At 42.0% G+C, this 21,264-nt stretch carries 18 protein-coding genes; all 18 read left to right on the top strand.

Features of this window, described 5'->3' with window-relative positions; translation table 11 throughout:
• Positions 1-613 precede the first annotated feature (613 nt).
• The 18 genes from ACFEL9_RS10405 (at position 614) to ACFEL9_RS10320 (ending at position 21,187) form a co-directional block, all read left to right on the top strand.
• On the top strand, positions 614-3,691 hold the full coding sequence (locus ACFEL9_RS10405) for a SusC/RagA family TonB-linked outer membrane protein (RefSeq protein WP_385889295.1): 3,078 nt from the start codon (positions 614-616) through the stop codon (positions 3,689-3,691).
• A gap of 19 nt (positions 3,692-3,710) precedes the next feature.
• Positions 3,711-5,516, top strand: a complete 1,806-nt coding sequence (locus tag ACFEL9_RS10400; RefSeq protein ID WP_385889293.1) for a RagB/SusD family nutrient uptake outer membrane protein — start codon at positions 3,711-3,713, stop codon at positions 5,514-5,516.
• Between the two features lie 100 nt (positions 5,517-5,616).
• Complete coding sequence (locus ACFEL9_RS10395; protein ID WP_385889290.1) at positions 5,617-6,555, top strand: BT_3987 domain-containing protein; 939 nt, start codon at positions 5,617-5,619, stop codon at positions 6,553-6,555.
• A 90-nt stretch (positions 6,556-6,645) separates the two neighbouring features.
• Complete coding sequence (locus tag ACFEL9_RS10390) at positions 6,646-8,793, top strand: hypothetical protein (RefSeq protein WP_385889288.1); 2,148 nt, start codon at positions 6,646-6,648, stop codon at positions 8,791-8,793.
• A gap of 689 nt (positions 8,794-9,482) precedes the next feature.
• Positions 9,483-9,920, top strand: coding sequence for a hypothetical protein (locus ACFEL9_RS10385; protein WP_385889286.1), 438 nt, complete (start codon positions 9,483-9,485; stop codon positions 9,918-9,920).
• Between the two features lie 82 nt (positions 9,921-10,002).
• Positions 10,003-10,329, top strand: coding sequence for a DUF4134 domain-containing protein (locus ACFEL9_RS10380; protein ID WP_385889283.1), 327 nt, complete (start codon positions 10,003-10,005; stop codon positions 10,327-10,329).
• 3 nt (positions 10,330-10,332) lie between these two features.
• Complete coding sequence (locus tag ACFEL9_RS10375; protein ID WP_385889280.1) at positions 10,333-10,659, top strand: DUF4133 domain-containing protein; 327 nt, start codon at positions 10,333-10,335, stop codon at positions 10,657-10,659.
• On the top strand, positions 10,644-13,118 hold the full coding sequence (locus ACFEL9_RS10370) for a TraG family conjugative transposon ATPase (protein WP_385889278.1): 2,475 nt from the start codon (positions 10,644-10,646) through the stop codon (positions 13,116-13,118). The genes ACFEL9_RS10375 and ACFEL9_RS10370 overlap by 16 nt, the downstream gene beginning before the upstream one ends.
• An 11-nt stretch (positions 13,119-13,129) precedes the next feature.
• A complete protein-coding gene (locus ACFEL9_RS10365) occupies positions 13,130-13,510 on the top strand; it encodes a hypothetical protein (protein ID WP_385889275.1) in 381 nt (126 codons plus the stop codon).
• Positions 13,511-13,517: 7 nt separating this feature from the next.
• Positions 13,518-14,192 (top strand): conjugal transfer protein TraI, encoded by a 675-nt coding sequence (locus ACFEL9_RS10360; protein ID WP_385889272.1) that lies wholly within the window; start codon positions 13,518-13,520, stop codon positions 14,190-14,192.
• Positions 14,189-14,830: a hypothetical protein gene (locus ACFEL9_RS10355; RefSeq protein ID WP_385889270.1), complete on the top strand. Its 642-nt coding sequence runs from the start codon at positions 14,189-14,191 to the stop codon at positions 14,828-14,830. The genes ACFEL9_RS10360 and ACFEL9_RS10355 overlap by 4 nt, the downstream gene beginning before the upstream one ends.
• Positions 14,827-15,453, top strand: coding sequence for a TerB family tellurite resistance protein (locus tag ACFEL9_RS10350; RefSeq protein ID WP_385889267.1), 627 nt, complete (start codon positions 14,827-14,829; stop codon positions 15,451-15,453). Before ACFEL9_RS10355 ends, ACFEL9_RS10350 begins: the two co-directional genes overlap by 4 nt.
• A 77-nt stretch (positions 15,454-15,530) precedes the next feature.
• Positions 15,531-16,730 carry a conjugative transposon protein TraJ gene (gene traJ / locus ACFEL9_RS10345; RefSeq protein WP_385889264.1) on the top strand — a complete coding sequence of 400 codons (1,200 nt, stop codon included), beginning with the start codon at positions 15,531-15,533 and terminating at the stop codon, positions 16,728-16,730.
• Positions 16,720-17,340: a conjugative transposon protein TraK gene (gene traK, locus ACFEL9_RS10340; RefSeq protein ID WP_385889262.1), complete on the top strand. Its 621-nt coding sequence runs from the start codon at positions 16,720-16,722 to the stop codon at positions 17,338-17,340. Before traJ ends, traK begins: the two co-directional genes overlap by 11 nt.
• Positions 17,295-17,828 carry a hypothetical protein gene (locus ACFEL9_RS10335; protein WP_385890069.1) on the top strand — a complete coding sequence of 178 codons (534 nt, stop codon included), beginning with the start codon at positions 17,295-17,297 and terminating at the stop codon, positions 17,826-17,828. The genes traK and ACFEL9_RS10335 overlap by 46 nt, the downstream gene beginning before the upstream one ends.
• 5 nt (positions 17,829-17,833) lie before the next feature.
• On the top strand, positions 17,834-19,135 hold the full coding sequence (traM, locus tag ACFEL9_RS10330; RefSeq protein WP_385889259.1) for a conjugative transposon protein TraM: 1,302 nt from the start codon (positions 17,834-17,836) through the stop codon (positions 19,133-19,135).
• 27 nt (positions 19,136-19,162) lie between these two features.
• Entirely contained in the window at positions 19,163-19,972 is an 810-nt protein-coding gene (traN, locus tag ACFEL9_RS10325) for a conjugative transposon protein TraN (RefSeq protein WP_385889256.1), read from the top strand.
• Between the two features lie 18 nt (positions 19,973-19,990).
• The gene (locus tag ACFEL9_RS10320) at positions 19,991-21,187 is read left to right on the top strand and encodes a hypothetical protein (RefSeq protein ID WP_385889254.1); all 1,197 of its coding nucleotides are present in this window, start codon (positions 19,991-19,993) and stop codon (positions 21,185-21,187) included.
• Positions 21,188-21,264 lie beyond the last annotated feature (77 nt).

Genomic DNA, 21,264 nt, shown 5'->3' with positions numbered 1-21,264 from the left:
AATATTGTTTCTTCAGATAAATTGAACCAGGCTGGGATCATCTCCTGTGCTCCGAACTCTTTTTTTGATAAGCCTTTTGATAACTCATTAGAAGAAGTTCGGATAAATAGCAATCGCAAGTCCGCCGGTAAACTCAAAGATGGAATTTATTATATCTACCTTGAAGTAAGAGAAGGCTACTGGTCTGATCATGAGAGAATCCGGTTAAAAATATTTTGGCAAATGTAAAAAAAAAAATTATTTTTCCAGTGCTAAAACGATTTTGCAAATATAAATTGCCATATACATTGACAAATCTTCTTCCAAACGATTACGCACGGTATACCCGCATGCTTTTTAAAGCCGCCCCTTTTATGACTCGCTTACTGGAATGCTGCTCTTGCACATCTCCGAAAAAAAGTGTAACAAATCAAACATATCTTCCTGTTTTACATTTTAGACGCCCCGACATTTCACAAAAATATTTATCTCAGTAACCTGTAGGGTGACAACATTTTAAAAGATGGTCACGGCCCTGTTATATGATTACAACAATGCGTGACGGGCATCGATATAACTGAATCAGGGAATATAAAATAGCACTCATACTCTACATTAACTTAAAACTGACATTATGCGAATTCAAATTTTACTTAGTAAGAAGCGAAGGCTATTGCTATTCGTAGTATTGCTTTGCACCATTAATCTAACTGCGCAAATTGAAAAACAAAATATTTCAGGGCTGGTTCGAGATCGGGCGGGATTGTTTATTTCAAATATATCAGTACTGGTACAGGGAACAAACCAGGGCACCATTACTGATGCAAAAGGTGAATTTAATGTGCAGGCATCTAAAATTGATAGTTTAGTTTTTTCCGGTGTTGGATATATTCCTCAAATAGTTGCAGTGGGGAATAACCGGATTATTAATATCATTCTGGATGCAAAACAAAACTCCCTGAACGAAGTGGTAGTGGTTGGGTTTGGCCGGCAAAGGAAGATCAGTGTAGTAGGCGCCCAATCAACAATAAATCCTGAAGAATTGAATATGCCTGTATCAAACATCAATACGTTGCTGGCAGGTCGTCTCTCTGGCGTGATCGGCGTGCAACGCGGTGGTCAGCCAGGTCGCAATGGCGCGGATATATGGATAAGAGGGATATCCACTTTCGGAAGTGGTTCGTCTGCGCCTCTGGTGTTGGTTGACGGTGTAGAAAGACCTATTGACAATATTGATCCACAGGATGTGGCGTCATTTACAGTATTGAAAGATGCAGCTGGCACAGCGGTTTATGGCGTTCGCGGCGCCAATGGTGTTATTCTTATTACAACCAGGACAGGAAAAGTAGGCAAACCAAATGTCCAGGTTGATTTTAGCCAGGGGATATCGATGTTTACCCAAATACCTAAAATGGCTGATGCTTCAGCTTATATACAGGCTGCTAATGAGTCCTATACAACCAGGGGCCAGGTCTCTAAATATTCACAAGGCTATTTGGATAGTACACTAGCCGGATATGATCCAGAGCTATACCCGAATGTTGAATGGTTTGATGCGCTTTTTAAAAACAGGGGATCATTAAGAACGGCTAATGTCAATGTTAGTGGAGGATCCGATTTCCTACGATATTATGGATCCGTTTCTTATTATGATGAGTCGGGTCTTATGAAAACAGATCAGTTACAGGACTATAATGCTGATCTGAATTTCAGACGGTTCAATGTAACTTCCAACGTCAACATGAATATTACCCGCACCACAAAACTGGATGTTGGGATCAGGGGTTTTTTCAGTAATATCAATCAGCCATTTATTTCGACTACCGATATCTTTGGTTCGGCAATGTCAACACCACCTACGGAATATCCGCTGGAATACACCGGTGGATTTGTTCCCGGCAAAAATCCAAACGGAGGCTATCGCAATCCCTGGGCAGATCTTACCAGGCGTGGGTACTCAACTGAATTTAACAACCAATTGTTTTCTAACCTCCGGATAACGCAAGATTTTGCCTTTTTGCTAAAAGGTTTTAGCGCTACGTCCATGTTTGCCTTCGATGCCTATAACACACAAAGCATTAGCAGGGGAAAAAGAGAAGACACCTTTTTCCCAGATCCGGAAAACCCGAGAAATGCTGACGGATCCCTTAATCTTACAAGAACCTTTGTAGGAAGTGGAAACTATTTAAGCTACGGAAGAGGTAATTCAGGACGTCGGAATTTTTATTGGGAATCATCTTTGAATTATGATAATTCATTTGGAGATCATAGGGTAGGAGGCCTGGTATTATTTTATACTTCTGATAAGACTGATGCATTTGCGGGTGACTACACAACTGCAATCCCGCAAAGATATGTGGGGCTTGCCAGCAGGGCCACCTATTCATACAAAGACAGATATTTTATTGAAGGTAATCTAGGCTATAACGGCTCCGAGACTTTTGCACCCGAAAATAGATACGGATTCTTTCCGGCATTTGGTGTGGGTTGGGTGCCTTCGAATGAAAAATTCTTCGAACCTATTAAAAATGTAATCAGCTATTTAAAATTCCGGTACTCCGATGGGTTAACCGGAATTGGTGAAATTGGAGGTAGAAGGTTTGGATATCTCACGATAGTTGCCGACAACGCACAAGGATACAGGTTTGCAAGGGACTTTGGTTACATGGCCGGCATAAATGTTACAGAATATGGTGCTGAGGTGCAATGGGCGCAAGCACGTAAGCAGGATCTGGGTATTGAAATTAAAACACTAAATGACCGGCTGTCTCTGATTATCGATTTATTTAAAGAGAAAAGAGAAGGAATCTTTTTAAGAAGGGCATCCTTACCAACATTCATGGGATTAAGCAATTCTCCTTATGGAAACCTGGGAGTAGTCGATAACAAAGGTATTGACGGAAGTATTGAATACAACGGTAATATAGGCGATGTTGCGGTGACTGTAAGAGGCAATCTAACTTACAACAAGGATGTAATGGCTGAAAATGACCAGCCAGCCCCAAAATATGAGTGGATGGATAGAAGAGGATACAACATCTTAGCAAGATTTGGCTATGTAGCTGAAGGACTGTTCAGGGACCAGAAGGAAATTGATGCAAGCGCCGTGCCTGGCGATAAGTCGATTATTAAGCCCGGCGATATTAAATACAAAGATTTAAATGGCGATGGGTTAATTAATAGCTATGATCAGACTTACATTGGTCATGGCGATGTTCCTTCGATGGTATACGGATTTGGATTTGGAGTAGGTTATAAAGGCTTTAGGCTAGATGCGTTATTTACCGGCCAATATGGGGCCGATATATATCTTGCCGGAGATGCAATACAACCCTTCGCAAATGGAGCAGGCATTTCTAATGTTTTTGCAAATATTAATGACAGGTGGACGGAGACCAATCCAAGCCGGGATGTTTTCTACCCAAGACTTGCAAATGGTGAGGACAGGAACAGGAACAACGTACAAAACAGTTCCTGGTGGATCAAAGACGCAGACTTTATCCGATTAAAAACCGTGCAGATAGGTTACACCTTGCCTAAATCTTTTATGAAGAACATCTTCAAAAATGCGATGATTTATGTGCAGGCGATCAATCCACTTACCTTCAGCAATTTTGATTTGTGGGATCTTGAGAGCACTATTAATGTTGGCAATGGAACACGTTATCCCAATGTTAAATCGTATTCACTTGGCTTTAACGTAAGTTTTTAATCAGTAAACTTCTATTACAATGAAACACTTAAATATAGCTCTAACATTCTTGTGCATTTGTTTTTTAATGACAGGCTGTAAAAAATATCTTGACCAGGTACCTGACGACAGGCTAACGCTTGAGGAAACTTTCAAAAACAGATCCACAGCTGAACGATTCCTTGCAAGCGCCTATGCATTTATTCCCCGGGAACATACACAACGCTTTGTTGGCAATTATAATTCAGGGCCATGGACGGGAGCTGCCGACGAAGCAGAGTATTTATGGGGATTTGTAGAGTCAAACCAAATGAATATTGGTAGTTGGGATGTAAGTAGTGGTTTTACCAAGGCTTTCTGGCGCGACTATTACAAGGGTATCCGCATTGCAACGTTTTTCATCGCCAATATTGATAATGTAACAGTAGATATAAGTGATGCTCAAAAATCCCAATACAAAGCTGAAGCCAGGGCATTAAGAGCTATTTATTACTATTATCTTATGCGCATATATGGCCCTGTTGTAATACTGGGCGACGATGTAACTCCCGTGGATGCTCCTTTGTCAGATATACAATTACCCAGAAGTAGTGTTGATGAATGTGTAGATTTTATCACAGCGCAATTGGATGAAGCGGCAGCGGCATTGCCGGTACGCTCCTTAAATGATGCCAACATAGCTCGTATTACAAAACCCATAGCGATGGCTGTAAAGGCTCAGGCATTGTTATTTGCTGCAAGCCCAATTTTTAATGGCAACACGGATCTTGTTAATCTGAAGAACAAAGATGGCAAACCATTAATTCCACAGACGTATGACCCTTCGAAATGGCAAAGAGCAGCTCAAGCATACAAAGATTTTATAACTGAATTTGTACCTGGTATTTTCGATTTATATAGAGTAACAAACTCTAACGGTTCCAATAACCCATATCTTTCCTGTCGTGATGCGATTCTGGTTGATTGGAACAAAGAGACAATTTTTGGCCGACCTGATGATGATAATGCCCGCAACTACGAAGTCACTCCTTACCACAACGGCTATGCTTCTGAAGTAAGAGGCAGCGGCGGGCTTGGTGCAACACAAAGACAGGTGGATGCTTTTTTTATGGCCAACGGCAAACCCATTACGGATCCGACTTCAGGGTATCTTACTTCAGGAACAAGCATGTTCCAGGCTCCGGATGATAATGCTCCCAGAGAAGTTTTTAACGAATGGGTCAACAGGGAACCAAGATTCTATGTAAACATAACTTATGATAACAGGACCTTTCTTAATAAAAATTCGGGTGAGGCAATTACACGACTTTACTTCAAGGGAAATTCTGGAAAAGGAACCAGCAATGATTATTGTCCGACAGGTTACATTGTAAGAAAAGGCGCTCAAACAAGAGATTGGCACCAGGGAAACAGCGTGGTGATACTGATCAGGCTAGCCAACATTTATTTAGATTATGTGGAAGCATTAAATGAAGGATCGCCCGGCGATGCTGATATTCTGAAATATCTCAACCTGATCCGCGAACGTGCAGGAATACCACAATACGGTTCTCCCGAGTTACCGGCACCAGCAGACCAGGCTGCAATGCGTGCGGCTATCAGGCAGGAAAGGCAGGTAGAACTTTGTTTTGAAAATGTAAGATATTTTGATACCAGACGCTGGAAGATTGCCGAACAAACTGATGGTGGTCCGGCAATGGGCTTAGATATTGATGCCACGCTGCCTGGTTTTTATAATAAAAAACCTTTTGAAACAAGGGTATTCAATAAGCGACATTACTTTTTCCCGATTCCGGAAGAAGATGTAAACAACGATGCACAGCTTGTGCAAAACCCAGGGTGGTAAATGATTGATAATTCTGGTCATCTGCTGGAATGAAGGTCAGAAGACCTTCTGCCAGCAGTGACGAATTAAAACTTTCAGTTTATTAATTAAAACATCGAACATGAAACAACTTGTTAGCTATTTCTATATAGTATTATCCTTTTCATTACTTACCACATCCTGTGACAAGACAAAGGATATCAATTGGTCCGAAGAGGGTAAAATATACATGACGCAAGCTCAGGATTCCAGAAGCAGCATATCGGCCATTATTGCAGACACTGCCCAAACCTTCACCTTTGGCGCTTCTTACGGTGGCCTGCGATATCCTTCACAGGATATTACCGTAAATTTTACATTGGATAATAGCCTGATAGATCAGTATAATGTTAAGAATGGCACATCATACCAGGCCATGCCAACTGATAAATTTACTATTTCAGGGCTTTCAACGGTAATTCCATCGGGCCGTACTACTTCTGACGCTCTTTCCATTTCAATTAAAACAAAAGACCTGGCCAAAGGCGCTGAATATTTGTTTCCTATTGTGTTGTCAAGCGTTTCATCAGGTACCATCAATCCTGATCTGCAAACAGCCTATTTCCGCGTAAAAATTGTCAGAAAAGAAACTGATGTGACAGGAACGGGTGTTTTAACTGTTTTAAAAGATAATTCCGGCGGCGCAGGTGCTGGCGAAGGTTCTTCTAAATTGACAGACAATAACCTTAATTCTAAATTCCTTGTATTTGATTTTCCGGCCGGGCTTTGGATGCAATTACAGCTCAGTCAGCCGCAGGTAATCGAGCAATATAAATTGACATCTGGAAATGATGCGCCTGAAAGGGATCCAAAAAATTGGAAGTTCCTGGGATCAAATGATGGGAATACCTGGACACTATTGGATGAAAAGACAGATCAATCATTCAGTGGACGCAATAAGACTGTTGAGTACGAATTTGATAATGATATTCCGTACACTTATTATCGCTGGCAGGTGGATGCCATTAACGGCGCCAATTTGTTTCAGATAAGTGAATGGCGTATCGTAACTTTTAAATAACCAACGGAGACACTTGACAAAAAAAACTGCAGGTGACCAATATCGAAAATCACCTGCAGCTTTACTTCCATTTTTTTATTAATCATAAGAATGATGAGACTTTCTTTGGATATAAGACTTTTTACTGCGTTTTTGTTTTGGGGGCTGACCCTCGCGGCCCAGGACAAAACTTCATTCCAGATATCCGAACCATGGAATGAAGCTTATGATGTGCGGTCAGATGTCGTAATGGTTTACGGTATTAATGACGCCGGCGGTAAGTTTGAGGAGCGTGTAAAAGGGTGGCGCGATAAAGGATACAATGTACAGTTTATGACCGGCATTGCATGGGGGCAGTACAAAGATTACTTTTTAGGTCAATATGATGGCAAACCACACCTCGATGAAGGGCAGGTACAACGTAATGGCGACACGATATGGCACGGCAGAAATGTACCTTATATTGTGCCTTCGGCAAATTTTCTGAAGTATTTAAAAACGCATGTAAAACGAGCTATTGATGCAGGAGTTACCGCTATATACCTGGAAGAGCCAGAGTTTTGGGCAAGAGCCGGTTATAGCGAATCATTTAAAAAGGAATGGCAGGACTATTACAAGGAGCCCTGGGTAGCGCAACATGAATCGCCTGAAGCCACCTACATGTCCTCCAAACTGAAATATCATTTATACTACCAGGCATTAAAGAATGTTTTTGCTTATGCCAAGACTTATAGCAGTTCATTGGGGCGGGAAGTAAAATGTTATGTACCCACCCACTCACTTCTTAATTATTCGGCCTGGAGTATAGTAAGCCCTGAAGCAAGCCTTGCATCTATAAAAGATATAGATGGATATATTGCCCAGGTATGGACAGGAACATCCCGGGAACCCATTATATACAATGGCATCCAAAAGGAACGTGTTTTCGAAAATGCCTTTCTTGAATACGGTTCCATGGTATCCATGACTGCTCCTACCGGAAAGCGCATGTACTTTTTAACCGACCCGATTGAAGACTGGCCGAGGACCTGGGAAGATTATAAAAGAAACTACCAGGCCACTTTTACAGCCAAGTTGTTACATCCTTCTGTCAATCATTACGAGGTAATGCCATGGCCAAACCGTATCTATCTCGGCAAATTCAAACTGGAAAACAACCCGGAGCGGCAACCAATTTCAAAAGAATATGCAACACAAATGCAGGTTATGGTAAACTCGCTGAATGATATGCCAAAATCCCCTAATCGTCTTAACGGCACACAGGGTATTGGCGTGTTGGTTTCCAACTCAATGATGTTTCAGCGTTTCCCTACACATGCAGGCTATGAAGATCCGCGACTGTCCAACTTTTATGGAATAGCAATCCCCCTGTTAAAAGAAGGCATTCCGGTTGAAACTGTGCACATGGAAAACTTGCAACATGCCAATGCTTTTAAGCACTTAAAGGTATTGGTAATGAGTTATGCCAATATGAAACCGCTATCACGTGCCTATCATGATGCTTTAAACAAATGGGTGAGGCAGGGCGGCATATTGATTTATTATGGCAGAGACGACGATCCTTTTCAAACTGTAAAAGAGTGGTGGAACACTAACGGGCTGCATTTTAATTCACCTTCAGAAGATCTGTTCCTAAAGCTGGATTTAAATGGTAATGAACAAGGTTTTGTAAAAAGAGGCAAAGGATATGTAACAGTTATCAGGAAGGACCCCAAAGAATTGGTGCTGGAGCCCAACGGAGCTGTAGACTACCTTTCCCTTATTGACATTGCATTTTCTAAATATCTGCGGACAAAAGTGTTGCACAAAAACTATTTCCTGTTAAACAGGGGTAATTACATCATTGCTTCCGTTTTAGACGAAAGTAACAGTAAGGATCCGCTTCACATTAAGAAAACAGCGATCGATCTCTTTGATCCCGAGCTTCCTGTTATAAAGGAAAAGATTGTATATCCGGGTGAGCAGGCCTATCTATATAACTGTTCAGCTTTGAAAACAAAACCGAGTGTATTGTGCGCGGCAGGCAGGATATATTCCGAAAAGACAACAACTAACAACTATAGTTTTACGGTCAAAAGTCCGTCCAATACCATTAATGCCATGCGAATATTATTACCATCCAATCCCAAACAGATCAAACTGAACAAAGGCGACGATATCGTAAATCTTTTAAAACAGCAGTGGGATACAGACACCAATACATTATTATTAAAATTTGTTAATTACAGCGAAGGCGTGAACGTAAATATAAGCTGGTAGCATTATGGTAAAATCGATTCAATTTTTATGACTTTTTTGGTAGTAAAATTGTGTTGCAAAATTACCGGGTGAAAACACCTCTAAAGCTCCCCGTTCTGCAATTTTATTAAACTGATGTTCTTTTCCCGTACCTGTTTCAACAACATCTGTTACTGTTCGGCCATTGATCCGAACGAGTTGGTCAATGCTGTAAAAAAATGCAGGAACAACGGCACCTGCCTAGGGTTTGAGCGCCTGAAAGTCTAACGCTTCATTTATTAGAGTTGAGTGTACAATAGCGCCGGTTTATCCATTTTACTTCTGTTCTTTTTTTCCCGGCTTTTATTTTTTTACGCTCATGCTGTTTTAAGTCCATTCACACATGCAGTAGTGTCACTAAATTCAATATTATGAGAACAAAATGTATACTCCCGAAAAAGCTGTTAGCTGTAGTTGGCCTGGCGTAAACATTTCGGGGGGATTTATAAAGTGAATAGTTTTAAATTGGGCTGGGCAACCAGGAGCCCTTTACATGCCGTTTTACCCGGGACAGGAATCTTGTCTTTTTATATTTATTAAATATATCAGAAATCGGGTAAAAGAATTAGTAAAGGTGGCTTTCTTTTTCTTATCCGGCGATAATTTCAAACCCACACTTACCACTGTATTTTTAATTCCGTAATTGATTTGTGAGCCTGAAAATAGTTGTTATGTTATATCAAATTAGTTGGAGTAATTATTGGAGTGCCGTTATCATCAGTATCATCGTTTATTACGTGATCATTTGCTGGAAATATTATCGTGATGACTTATCATCTTTACTCACTTCCCGTCCCGGGTTGTATAACGTGGAGATTGACAAAACCTTATCCGCAATACCCCTGACTGCTGATAAACACCACGATTCATCCGGGACTATGCTGCAACCAGCTACGGATGAACTTAAAGCTTGCCTGGAACAATTAGCTATTGATAAAAGCAATAAAAATGAAATCCTTCGATCGCTACAACAGATCGTTCGCAAGTATCCGCTGTTAAAAGACAGTCAATATGCTCAATCAATCAATCAATTTATACAGTTTGAATGCTATTCAACCTGTGGTATTCACCTAAGTTCTGAGGAGTTAACGGACATGTGGATGTATTAGGTGGTAAACGCCCTTGCCAGCCTCTCCCCGTAAGGAGGGGTTCGGCCAAGGGAATTCTATGCTTTCAATTTAAATGCAGTATATGGGCAAGAGAAATTTTTTGAGCCGGGATCAACGTATTCAATTGGCTTATCTCAGTTTGTTTTTATTAGTGAGTATTATCGGTTATAGCCAGGATGGGAATGCCGGTATTAACGAAGCGAATGCAAAAGTCAGAAGCTATTTTGCTTCCGGTACCAATCTTATGTATGCAGTAGGTGCTATTCTTGGTTTGATTGGTGCTATTAAAGTTTATCAAAAATGGAATGCCGGTGATCATGATACCGGGAAAGTTGCTGCCGCATGGTTTGGGAGCTGCGTGTTTCTTGTTGTTGTAGCAACAGTGATTCGTTCATTCTTTGGGGTATAGGTGATGGCAAACAGTGTATATATCATCAACAAGGGCATTAACAAGCCCATAGAGTTTCGGGGGCTCAAAGCGCAATACATCTGGTATTTGGGCGCTGGATTATTAATGCTGTTGATTCTTTTTGCAATTATGTATATCTGTGGCGTCAATACATTCATTTGCCTCGGTCTTACTTTAATTATCGGTACTGGTTTATTTATCCAGGTGTCCCGGCTCAGCCACCAATACGGACAATATGGAATGATGAAGAAAATGGCAAGAAGGCTCGTTCCGAAAGTTATCAAATCCTATTCAAGAAAAACGTTTACCAACTTATGGAAAAAAAGCTGAACGATATATTGCCGATAATGGCCGTGGAACACGACTGTATTCTTTCCAAACAGGGAGATATAAGTATCGCTTACCAGGCGGAATTGCCGGAAATATTCACCTTGTCCGATAATGACTATGAAGTGATTCACCAGTCATTGGTAAAGGCCGTCAAGGTATTACCCCGGCATAGCATTTTTCATAAACAGGATTGGTTCACCCAGGCAACGTATAAACCCAATTTTTTAATGGAGGATAAAAGCTTTCTGAGCCGCAGCAGTGAATTTTTCTTTCACGAACGGCCTTATTTGGATCACTGTTGTTATTTCATATTGACAAAAAAACCTGCAAGCCGCAAAGTATCGAGCTCTTTGTTTTCAAATTTGGTAAGACGATCCATTGTTCCTGATGAATCTATTCAACCACTATTGTTGCAGGATTTCCTGGATAGTGCCGGGCAGTTTGAAAGAATACTGAGAGATACCGGCTTTATTCAATTAAGAAAGCTCAGCAATAGCGATTTGGCGGGAACCGGGAAGAAAGCCGGCATAATCGAACGGTACTGCAACCTGGATATGTCGGGCCAATCAGTGATGCTCAAGGACATTACATTTTCGGACGGAATAAGAATCGGGAGCGATCAATGCCAGCTGTTTACTTTATCAGACCCGGAGGTTTTGCCGGCGTATTGCGGATCAAGGATCAACTATGACAAGTATTCTACTGATAAGACAAAATTCTCTGTCGGGTTTGCATCCGTATTAGGCCAATTACTTCCCTGTAATCATATTTATAACCAGTATATATTTATCGATGATGCGGCTAAGACCATTCAAAAGTTGGAAAGCAAACGATTAAGGCTTCAATCGCTTTCCGCTTATTCAAGAGAAAACTCGATCAGTCATGGTGCTACCAATGACTTTTTGAACGAAGCTATTTCTTCTCAAAGATTGCCCGTCAAAGCCCACTACAACCTGCTGGTTTGGGCGGACAATAAAGATGAATTCAAGGATTTAAAAAACCTGGTTTCTTCGGCCCTTGCCCAGCTTGATGCCGTGGTGAAAATGGAAAGTGACGGTGCTCCGCAGATATTCTGGGCGGGCATACCGGGTAATGAAGCGGATTTCCCTATGAATGACTCGTTCGACACGTTTGCAGAACAAGCCACCTGTTTTTTAAATCTCGAAACTAACTACCGCTCCTCGATTTCGCCGGTTGGCATTCGCCTCGGAGACCGGTTGACAGGCCGGCCTGTGCATGTAGATATCAGTGATGAGCCGATGCAGAAGGGAATATGCACGAACAGGAATAAGTTTATTCTCGGCCCTTCAGGAAGCGGGAAGTCCTTTTTTACCAATCACATGGTCCGCTCTTATTATGAACAAGGAACCCATATTGTTCTGGTGGATGTAGGCCATTCCTATAAAGGACTGTGTGATCTGGTAAAAGGATATTATTTCACTTACAGTGAGACGAAACCTATCCGCTTCAATCCTTTTTTTATTGGAGAGGGTGATGTATTGGATACAGAAAAAAAAGAAAGCATCAAAACATTGTTACTGGCTCTTTGGAAAAAGGATGATGAGACCTTTAACCGGTCGGAATATGTCGCCCTGAGTAATGCTTTACAGCTTTATTATGAATACCTGGATAAGCATAAAGCGGTTTTTCCGTGTTTTAATTCCTTTTATGAATTCCTGCAAACAGCATTCGTTGAGGTGTTGAAAACAGACAATGTCAAAGAGAAGGATTTTGATGTGTCTAATTTTTTATATGTTCTACGGCCGTATTACAAAGGAGGAGAGTTTGACTACCTGCTGAACGCCACCGAAAACCTTTCGCTGTTGCAGGAACGATTTATCGTTTTCGAATTGGACAATATAAAAGATCATCCAATTCTTTTCCCTGTTGTCACCATTATCATTATGGAAGTATTTATTTCCAAGATGAGAAAGCTGAAAGGTGTTCGCAAGATGATCCTGATCGAAGAAGCCTGGAAAGCCATTGCCAAAGAAGGCATGGCCGAATATATAAAGTACCTGTTTAAGACAGTCCGTAAATTTTTTGGCGAAGCAATTGTCGTGACACAGGAAGTAGAAGATATTATCAGTTCACCGGTCGTCAAACAAGCTATTATTAACAATAGTGATTGCAAGATATTGCTGGATCAATCCAAGTACCAGAACAAATTTGACCAGGTACAAGAGCTGCTGGGGTTGACTGAAAAAGAAAAAGGATTGGTTCTGTCCATTAACAAAGCCAACGATCCGGCTAAAAAATACAAGGAAGTCTTTATTTCTCTTGGCGGAATGCTTTCAAAAGTGTACCGGACAGAAGTTTCATTGGAAGAATACCTTGCTTATACAACGGAAGAATCAGAGAAAGTAAAAGTGCAACGATATGCTGCGAAGTGGGGTGGGGATATGCAGAAAGGGATCGCAGCCATGGCAGATGACATCAGCAAACATTCATCCATATAAACCAGTAAAATATGAAAACGTTATTTTTTTACTTCTTGCTTTGTCTCGTCCTTATTGCCTGTAATGGACTAACGACTGATGAGATCAAAGCCTTCATTCCCGGGACATATACCCGTTATTCTCAGCACGAGATGGGTACGGAACATGATACGTTGGTTATTACACCGCAAAGCAGGCAGGCCAATCAATATAAGATCGTCCGTAAATGGATGTATGAACGCATACTTGGCGGACATGCGCAACCTGCTGAATATAAACAGGCCTTCACGTCAGGTATCTATAATCCCGACCGGAGATTTCTACAAGAAACAGCATCCGGCGATATCATTTCTTTCGATCCGGCAAAAGAATTATTATTTATAGGGCCGACCCAATATCAAAAATTGAAATAATGCAAGCATGAAAAAACTACTGGTTATTGTGAGCCTGATCTTGTGCAGTATTGTATTACCAGTGCAACAATCAAACGCCCAGGTTCCCGTTCTGGAAATCATTAAGCAGGCTGTTACGAAAGTAATTAAAGCCGTTGACCTGAAAATTCAACGATTACAGAATAAAACCATCTGGCTTCAGAATACACAAAAAGTTTTAGAAAACAAGATGTCAGCATTAAAACTGACAGAAATCTCGGATTGGATAGAAAAGCAGCGAAAGCTGTATGCCGATTACTTCGATGAATTGTGGAAAGTTAAGGCCGCACTAGCAAACTATCATCGAATAAAGGAAATTATTCAACAACAACTCGACATGGTGGAGGAATATAAAGCCGCCTGGGCGCTGTTCAGGAAAGACAAAAACTTCACGGCGGATGAGTTGGAACATATACAGGAAGTGTATCATGGCATGATGGATGAAAGCGTGAAGAATATTGATCAGCTAATGCTTATTCTAAATGCCTTTGCGATCCAAATGACTGACGCCAAACGACTGGAGGTTATTAACCAGGTTTCTGATCATCTCAATGTTACTCTTTCTGATTTGCGTGCATTCAATCATCAAAACAAGCTGATCAGCCTTCAACGGGCTGCTGAAAGGGGAGAAATTGAAACTGTTAAAAAACTCTATGGGTTATGAAAAAGCCAGCTTTGCTATTTATCCTGTGCGGGCTGTCCTGTTTTATTAACGCTCAAACCACAGCGGAATGGGCTCAACAAAAGAAGACACAGATCCGATATCTTTTGCAACAGATAGCGGCAAACAAGGTTTATACCGGGTACATTGAAAAAGGGTATAGCATTGCCCGGAATGGCTTGAATACTATACAAAGGATTCAGCAGGGAGACTTTGCTCTACAGCAGGATTTTATCCATTCGCTCCGGCGGGTAAATCCTGCAATAGGGAACTCAGCTAAGGTTACTGCCATTGTCGCCATTCAGCTCGGGATTATTAAACATGCAAAAACTACAATTAAGCACCTTACTGAAAGCGGCGAGTTTACAGCAAGTGAGTTAAGTTATTGCAAGGCCGTTTTTGATAACCTGTTGGAAGATTGCTTAAAGAGCATCGATGAATTATATCTTGTCTTAGCAGCAGGTGAACTTGAGATGAAAGATGCTGAACGGATACAGCGGATCGATAACCTGTATGTCAATATGCAGGATAAATACTCGTTCTGTCAATCATTCAGCCGTGATTGTTCGGTGCTTGCCATACAACGAACCGGCGAACGAATGGATATCGAAACCAGCAAAAAACTAAACGGACTGAAATGAAAAAGTGGCTACTCATCTTAATTGTGCCGGTGTTAAGCTTGCACGCAACGGCACAGTCCCAGGAAGCGCAGCAACTGCTTTTGAACTGGGAAAAGTTAGCTCAATTAAAAAAGATCCTGAATAATATGTACAAGGGCTATAAGATCCTATATAAGGGATATACCAGCATTAGAGATATATCAGCGGGCAATTTTGGTTTACATCAACGTTTCCTGGATGCATTGTTAGCCGTGAGCCCGGGCGTCAAAAAATATAAAAGGATAGCTGATATTATTCGCTACCAGCGACGAATTGTCAACGAATACAAAGCCGCCTTCAACCAATTTAAGCAAGATAAAAATTTTACTATTGACGAAATCGAATACATAGGGAAAGTGTACAACAATCTTTTCAAACAAGGTCTCAACAGTCTCGATGAACTTTCCATGATTATTACGGCCGGCAAATTAAGCATGAGCGACGATGAACGGTTCCAGGCGATTGACAGGATTTATGAAGATATAGTGGGGCAGTTTTCCTTCCTGCGGGATTTCAACAATAGTACAACGGTACTGTCCTTACAACGTGGAAAAGAAAAGCAGGATATTAATCTTTCCAGGCGACTGTACAGCATAAAGGACTAGCGGGTTAACAAATAGCAAAAATTGTGGGTGTGAATCCGCCACGGCGGATCACCGGGTCAAACAGAAAAACAAATATGATGAGAGGTAAATTGTGTGTCAGAATTGCTATCCTGGCAACAACTATTTTATTGATTCCTCATTTGAGTTTTGCCCAGACCGATTTTGCGGGAAGAATACGAAGCCTGCATGAAGTCCTGGCACAGTTGTATGATGACATGATGCCACTTTGCAGCCGACTGATCGGTGTAGGCCGCGGCATTGCCGGCTTTGCGGCCACCTGGTATATCGCTTCCAGGGTTTGGCGGCATATCGCCCATGCTGAGCCTATCGATTTTTACCCGCTCTTCCGGCCTTTTGTCATTGGTTTCGCCGTGTTGATTTTTCCATCAGTGATTGCGATGATCAACGGTGTCATGAAGCCTGCGGTAACGGGTACAAGAGCCATGGTCACCGGTTCTGATGCAGCCGTTGCGCAGTTACTCAGGATGAAAGAGGAGGCGATTCAAAAAACTGCCTACTGGCAAATGTATGTGGGAGAAAATGGTTCGGGTGACCGCGACAAATGGTATAAATATCAATACGGCGACAAAAGCGAAGGATTTTTAAAAAGCATTGGCAATGATATCAAGTTTGCTTTCGCCAAATTTTCGTACAATTTTCGTAATTCCGTTAAGCAATGGATGAGCGAAGTATTGAAGGTGCTTTTTGAGGCGGCCGCACTTTGCATCAACACCATACGGACGTTTTACCTGATCGTTCTTGCCATTCTCGGGCCATTGGTATTTGGCCTCGCCGTCTTCGACGGATTCCAGCATACGCTTACTGTCTGGCTGGCACGTTACATCAATATTTTTCTTTGGTTACCCGTCGCTAACATTTTTGGTGGCATTATGGGAAAGATCCAGGAAAACATGCTGCAGGCAGATCTGCAGCAGATTGCCACGAACGGTGATACCTTTTTCAGTACCACAGATACCGCATATCTCATTTTTATGATCATTGGTATCATCGGGTATTTCACCGTTCCCTCGGTGGCGAATTATATCGTCCATGCCGGCGGCGGTAATACATTACTTTATAAAGTAACCACTATGATGAGCACATCCAGCCGGACCGTTGTCCAGGGAAGTGCCAGTATGGCGAAAGATGTATTGGGGGATGGTTATAGCAAGATAACTAACAGCATGGCAGGCCATGGCGCATCAGGCGCTTATTTCAACGACAACAAGAATCCAAATCATTATATGAAAGATAAAATTTCCGGCAATGATCTTTAAACAAGCAAAAAATATTGATACCGCATTCAGACATATTAAAGGTTTTTCGATTTTACTCGTTACCGGCTCACTGGGTCTTGCCGTCTATGCGATGTATGCAAGCAACAAGACAGTCAGTCAATCGCAGCAGAAGATTTTTATCCTCGCCAATGGTAAGGCGCTTGAAGCTTTTGCCGCTGACCGCAAAGACAACGTTCCGGTTGAGGCAAGGGATCATGTTAAGATGTTTCATCATTATTTTTTTACACTCGACCCGGACGATAAAGTCATTCAGTCCAATATCACCAAAGCATTGTACCTGGCTGACGGCTCTGCCAAGCAACAATATGATAATCTCAAAGAGAATAGTTACTATGCCCAGATCATTTCCGGTAATATCAGTCAAACGGTGGTACCGGATAGTATTACGGTGGATATCAACCGCTATCCTTATTATTTCCGCTATTCAGGCATCCAGCAAATAATCAGGCCAACGAGTATCGTAACCAGAACTATTGTTTCCGAAGGATACTTACGCAGTGTGTCGAGATCAGATAATAATCCACACGGCTTCCTGATTGAAAAATGGCGGACACTCGAAAACAAGGATATTCAAACAGCGACACGATGATGGGTTGTAAGAAAAAAATTATAGCGGCACCACATAAAACCTGGCACGATAAGGTCGGCGGCCGCATTGCAGGTTTTGCAATCATGACACAAACTAAATTTACTGTCTTCATGAATAAGATAGTCAGGGGCATTCCTACCTGCCGGTTAAAAGTTTTGCTTTTATTGTTTTGTCTTTTTGGTGGTGGCTCCAGCATTTATTTAATCGCCAATGCCGTATTCCACAAGGATAATAAACCTGCCATCCATATTGAGCCTGTCCAGGTACCAACGTATTATGATCAAACCGGTGCGGAATCTTCCAACGTGCTGCCTTATATGGACAAACAGGATTATGAACAGGCAACTGCTTTTCGCCGGTATATGGACAGTTTGCACAACGATAAAAACGGGAAATATATCTACGACAGCATTATGTTTTCCCGTCCCGGACTAATGGACAGCGTGAAACTGCTGGAAGAAATTTATCAATCACAATTCAATAAATGAGGCGTATGAACAACGTGAAACACCCGCAGGTCTTCCTGCGCAAACGAAGGATGATGATGATCCTGCCATTGATGGTCATTCCATTTCTTACAATGGCATTTTGGTCCATGGGTGGCGGGAGGACTCCAGATAATTCATCCCATCCAACCAGGTCAACGGGACTCAACCTGCGGTTACCGAATGCTAACCCGAAAGACGATTCACTGCTCAATAAATTGAGCTTTTATGACCAGGCAGAAGAGGATTCGCTGAAACTGGCTGAGCAGATGCGGAATGATCCTTATTACCGCAACCAGGGTGACAGGCAACAAAAGCAGCTAACAGCAATTGAACAGCTTTCTCAACAATCAGCTGAAAAATTCAATCAACCTTCCATTGTTGGCGATAACCGCCTGCATATGTCACCGGATGGTAATGATCAAGATCCTGCGGAGGAAAAAGTGATGCAAAAACTGGCTGAACTGAACCAGGTCATCAACGAGCCGCCATCCAGCGACACTAAGGTGACAAAGGAAGTTAATCATGCTGGTGATACCCGGATGAGCAGCGACATAGACAGACTGGAAAGCATGATGCAACTCATGCAAGAGAGGGACTCGGATGATTCGGAAATGAAGCAGCTTGGTCACATGCTGGATAAGATCATCGATATCCAGCATCCCGAACGGATAAAGGATAGGATCAAAAAACAATCGCTGGAAAAGACAAAGCAGGTGTTCGTTGTGCATCAAGCCACGAAGAAAACGCCGGTTAGTTTGTTAGGTTCGAGTGATCAAAAAATGAATGCCGCATCTAACGCATTCTATGGAAGCAGTCAAGTCCTGACAGGAGAAAACAATGTGAACGCCGTCGCTGCCGCTATTCATGCCGCTCAAACGGTTACGGCCGGATCAACTGTCAAGCTTCGCCTACTGACGGATATTTATGTTAACGGGAATCTTATTCCGGCGGGAAGTTTTGTTTTTGGTGTTGCTTCATTAGAGAACGAACGACTCCTTATTCATATTCCCGGTATCCGGTACGGAAATAATCTTCTCCCGGTATCACTGGAGGTGTATGATATGGATGGGCTCCCCGGTATTTATATCCCGGGATCTATTTCCAGGGATGTTGCCAAACAATCCGCGGAGCAGCGTTTGCAGGAGCCCGATATCTTATCGCCCGATCCGTCCCTGGGAACCCAAGCGGCTGCGGCCGGCCTACAGGCGGCAAAAAGTCTATTGTCCAAAAAAGTAAAGCTTGTGAAGGTGAACTTGAAGGCCGGGTATCAAGTGCTTTTACAGGATGGCAACAAACAAGAATATTAATTTATCATTTTATAAACCGATCCTTCTATGAACTGGTACCGCATGATTACATTGATGCTATTGACAGGAACAATATCCTTTCATTTATTTGGACAACCCTGCACTTCTTTTTCTGCATCGTCTTATATTATTCCTTATAAACTGGAAGTCGCTTTTACAAAAACGACCCATCTTGTTTTTCCTTCTTCCATCCATTCGATTGACCGGGGCAGTGAAGCTATACTGGTGGAGAAGGCCACCGGCGTGGAGAATATCCTTCGCGTGAAAGCAGCCGCACAGGCATTCGAAGAAACCAGTCTCAGTGTGATCACCCGGGATGGCCGGCTTTACTCTTTCCTGGTTAGCTATAACCCTCAGCCGCCTTACCTGAATGTAACGTTAGGCACCGGCACCGACCTGCCTGCACCCGAATTGAAAATCTTATCACAGCAAGTTCTTTTGCAACCAAGGACTTTTCATTCGGTGCATGACGAGTCAGCCGGCATGTCGCTCCTGTTAGAAGGATTTTACATACAAGGCGGCACCATGTTTTGCCGGCTACGAATTAAGAATGATTCAAACATTGATTACCGGATCGACCAGTTCCGGTTTTATATACGGGATCAAAAATTATCTAAACGAACCGCCAAACAAGAGATCGAGATTCCGCCTTCCTATATCCTGGGAGATAGTTCCGGCATAAAAGGCGGGACCACTGAAACGCTTGTTATCGCCGTGCCTCAATTTACGATCCCCGATGGTAAATACCTGGTTATTGAAATCATGGAACGTAATGGAGGCCGGCACCTGGCTTTAAAAGTAAAGAACAGGCATATTGGAAGAACAAGAAGTCTTTGAATTGCAGAAACAGGAAATATGAATAATGAGCATGTCATAGCAGACGAAGTATTGGATTTGATCGCTCTTGCAATTTCCAAAGGCGAGACCTGGATGGCTTATAATAACACACTCTATTTTTTGGACAAAGGGGATGTATGTTTTTTTAAAGATAAAGAAGCCGCTTTAGTATTTTCTGAATCTAACTATAGTGATCAAGATCGTTTTCAAATCATCCACATTCAATCTGTCGCAGATGTATACAGGCAACTGCCATACGGGGGTCGCCTTGAAAATGAAATCAGCAATCCTGATGCAAATGGATTGCATAATCATGAAGGAAATGCATTCACGGATTCCCTGATTGAACATATAGAACAACAACAAATTATAAACAACTTTAAAATGAATGTTATGAACGAACAGAATTTCCAGTATTTGAAAGACAATATCAAGTACATGGGGTTTGGTGAAAACCTCGGTGATGTTTTAGCGGGTCAGTTGCAACAGGGCAAGCCTGAATTCACCTTGTCAAATAAAATAGACATTAATAAAAAAGCATTTGAGGTGAGCCTGCATTTCCGGAAGCCGGAGAATTCGGACATGTATTTTTTCAACAGCTATGACGCTTCGCTGACCAAAGCTAATGGAGAAAAGGTCGATCAAAGGTTTTATCTCAATAAGGGTAAAGGCATCACAGCGAAAGAAGCTTACAATCTCCTCGAAGGAAGAGCGGTGTTCAAAGAGATGAACACGAAGGAAGGCCAGGCGTATTCCGCATGGGTGCAACTTGATTTTCACAATAAGGATAAACACAACAATCATGTTGTAAAACAATTTCATGAGAATTACGGATTTGACCTGAAAGCAGCTGTTGGGAAATTCGCTCTTGCTGAATTAGCTGATCCTGAGAAAGAGAGGACTTTGCTGCAATCGCTGCAAAAGGGAAATATTCAATCGGTGTCCGTTGAAAAGGATGGTAACAGTTCCAAGGTTTTTATCGAGGCCAACCCCCAGTATAAAACCATTAATCTTTACGATGGTCAGATGAAACGCCTGCAAAAAGAGGAACTGAGCCAGTATCACTCCGTCCAACAGTCACCGGGGAAGGAGATGAAGACAGAGCAAAAAGAAGAACAGGCCCAGGATAAAAAAAAAGAAGTGAAGCAACAGGTGGGTAAGGAGCCGGGAAAACCTGTTAATAAGAATTCAAGGAAGAAAGGATTATCGGTTTGATCCGGCAGGCTGTCAAAAGGGGTTTTCACGCAAAGGTGAAAAAATGCAGAGAGCGCAACGATTATTTGCGCTGCTTT

It is taken from the genome of Terrimonas alba (assembly GCF_042434975.1).
Classification (GTDB): domain Bacteria; phylum Bacteroidota; class Bacteroidia; order Chitinophagales; family Chitinophagaceae; genus Terrimonas_B; species Terrimonas_B alba.
The sequence above is the reverse complement of the archived record's forward strand: the minus strand, read 5'-3'. Positions and strand labels throughout refer to the sequence as shown.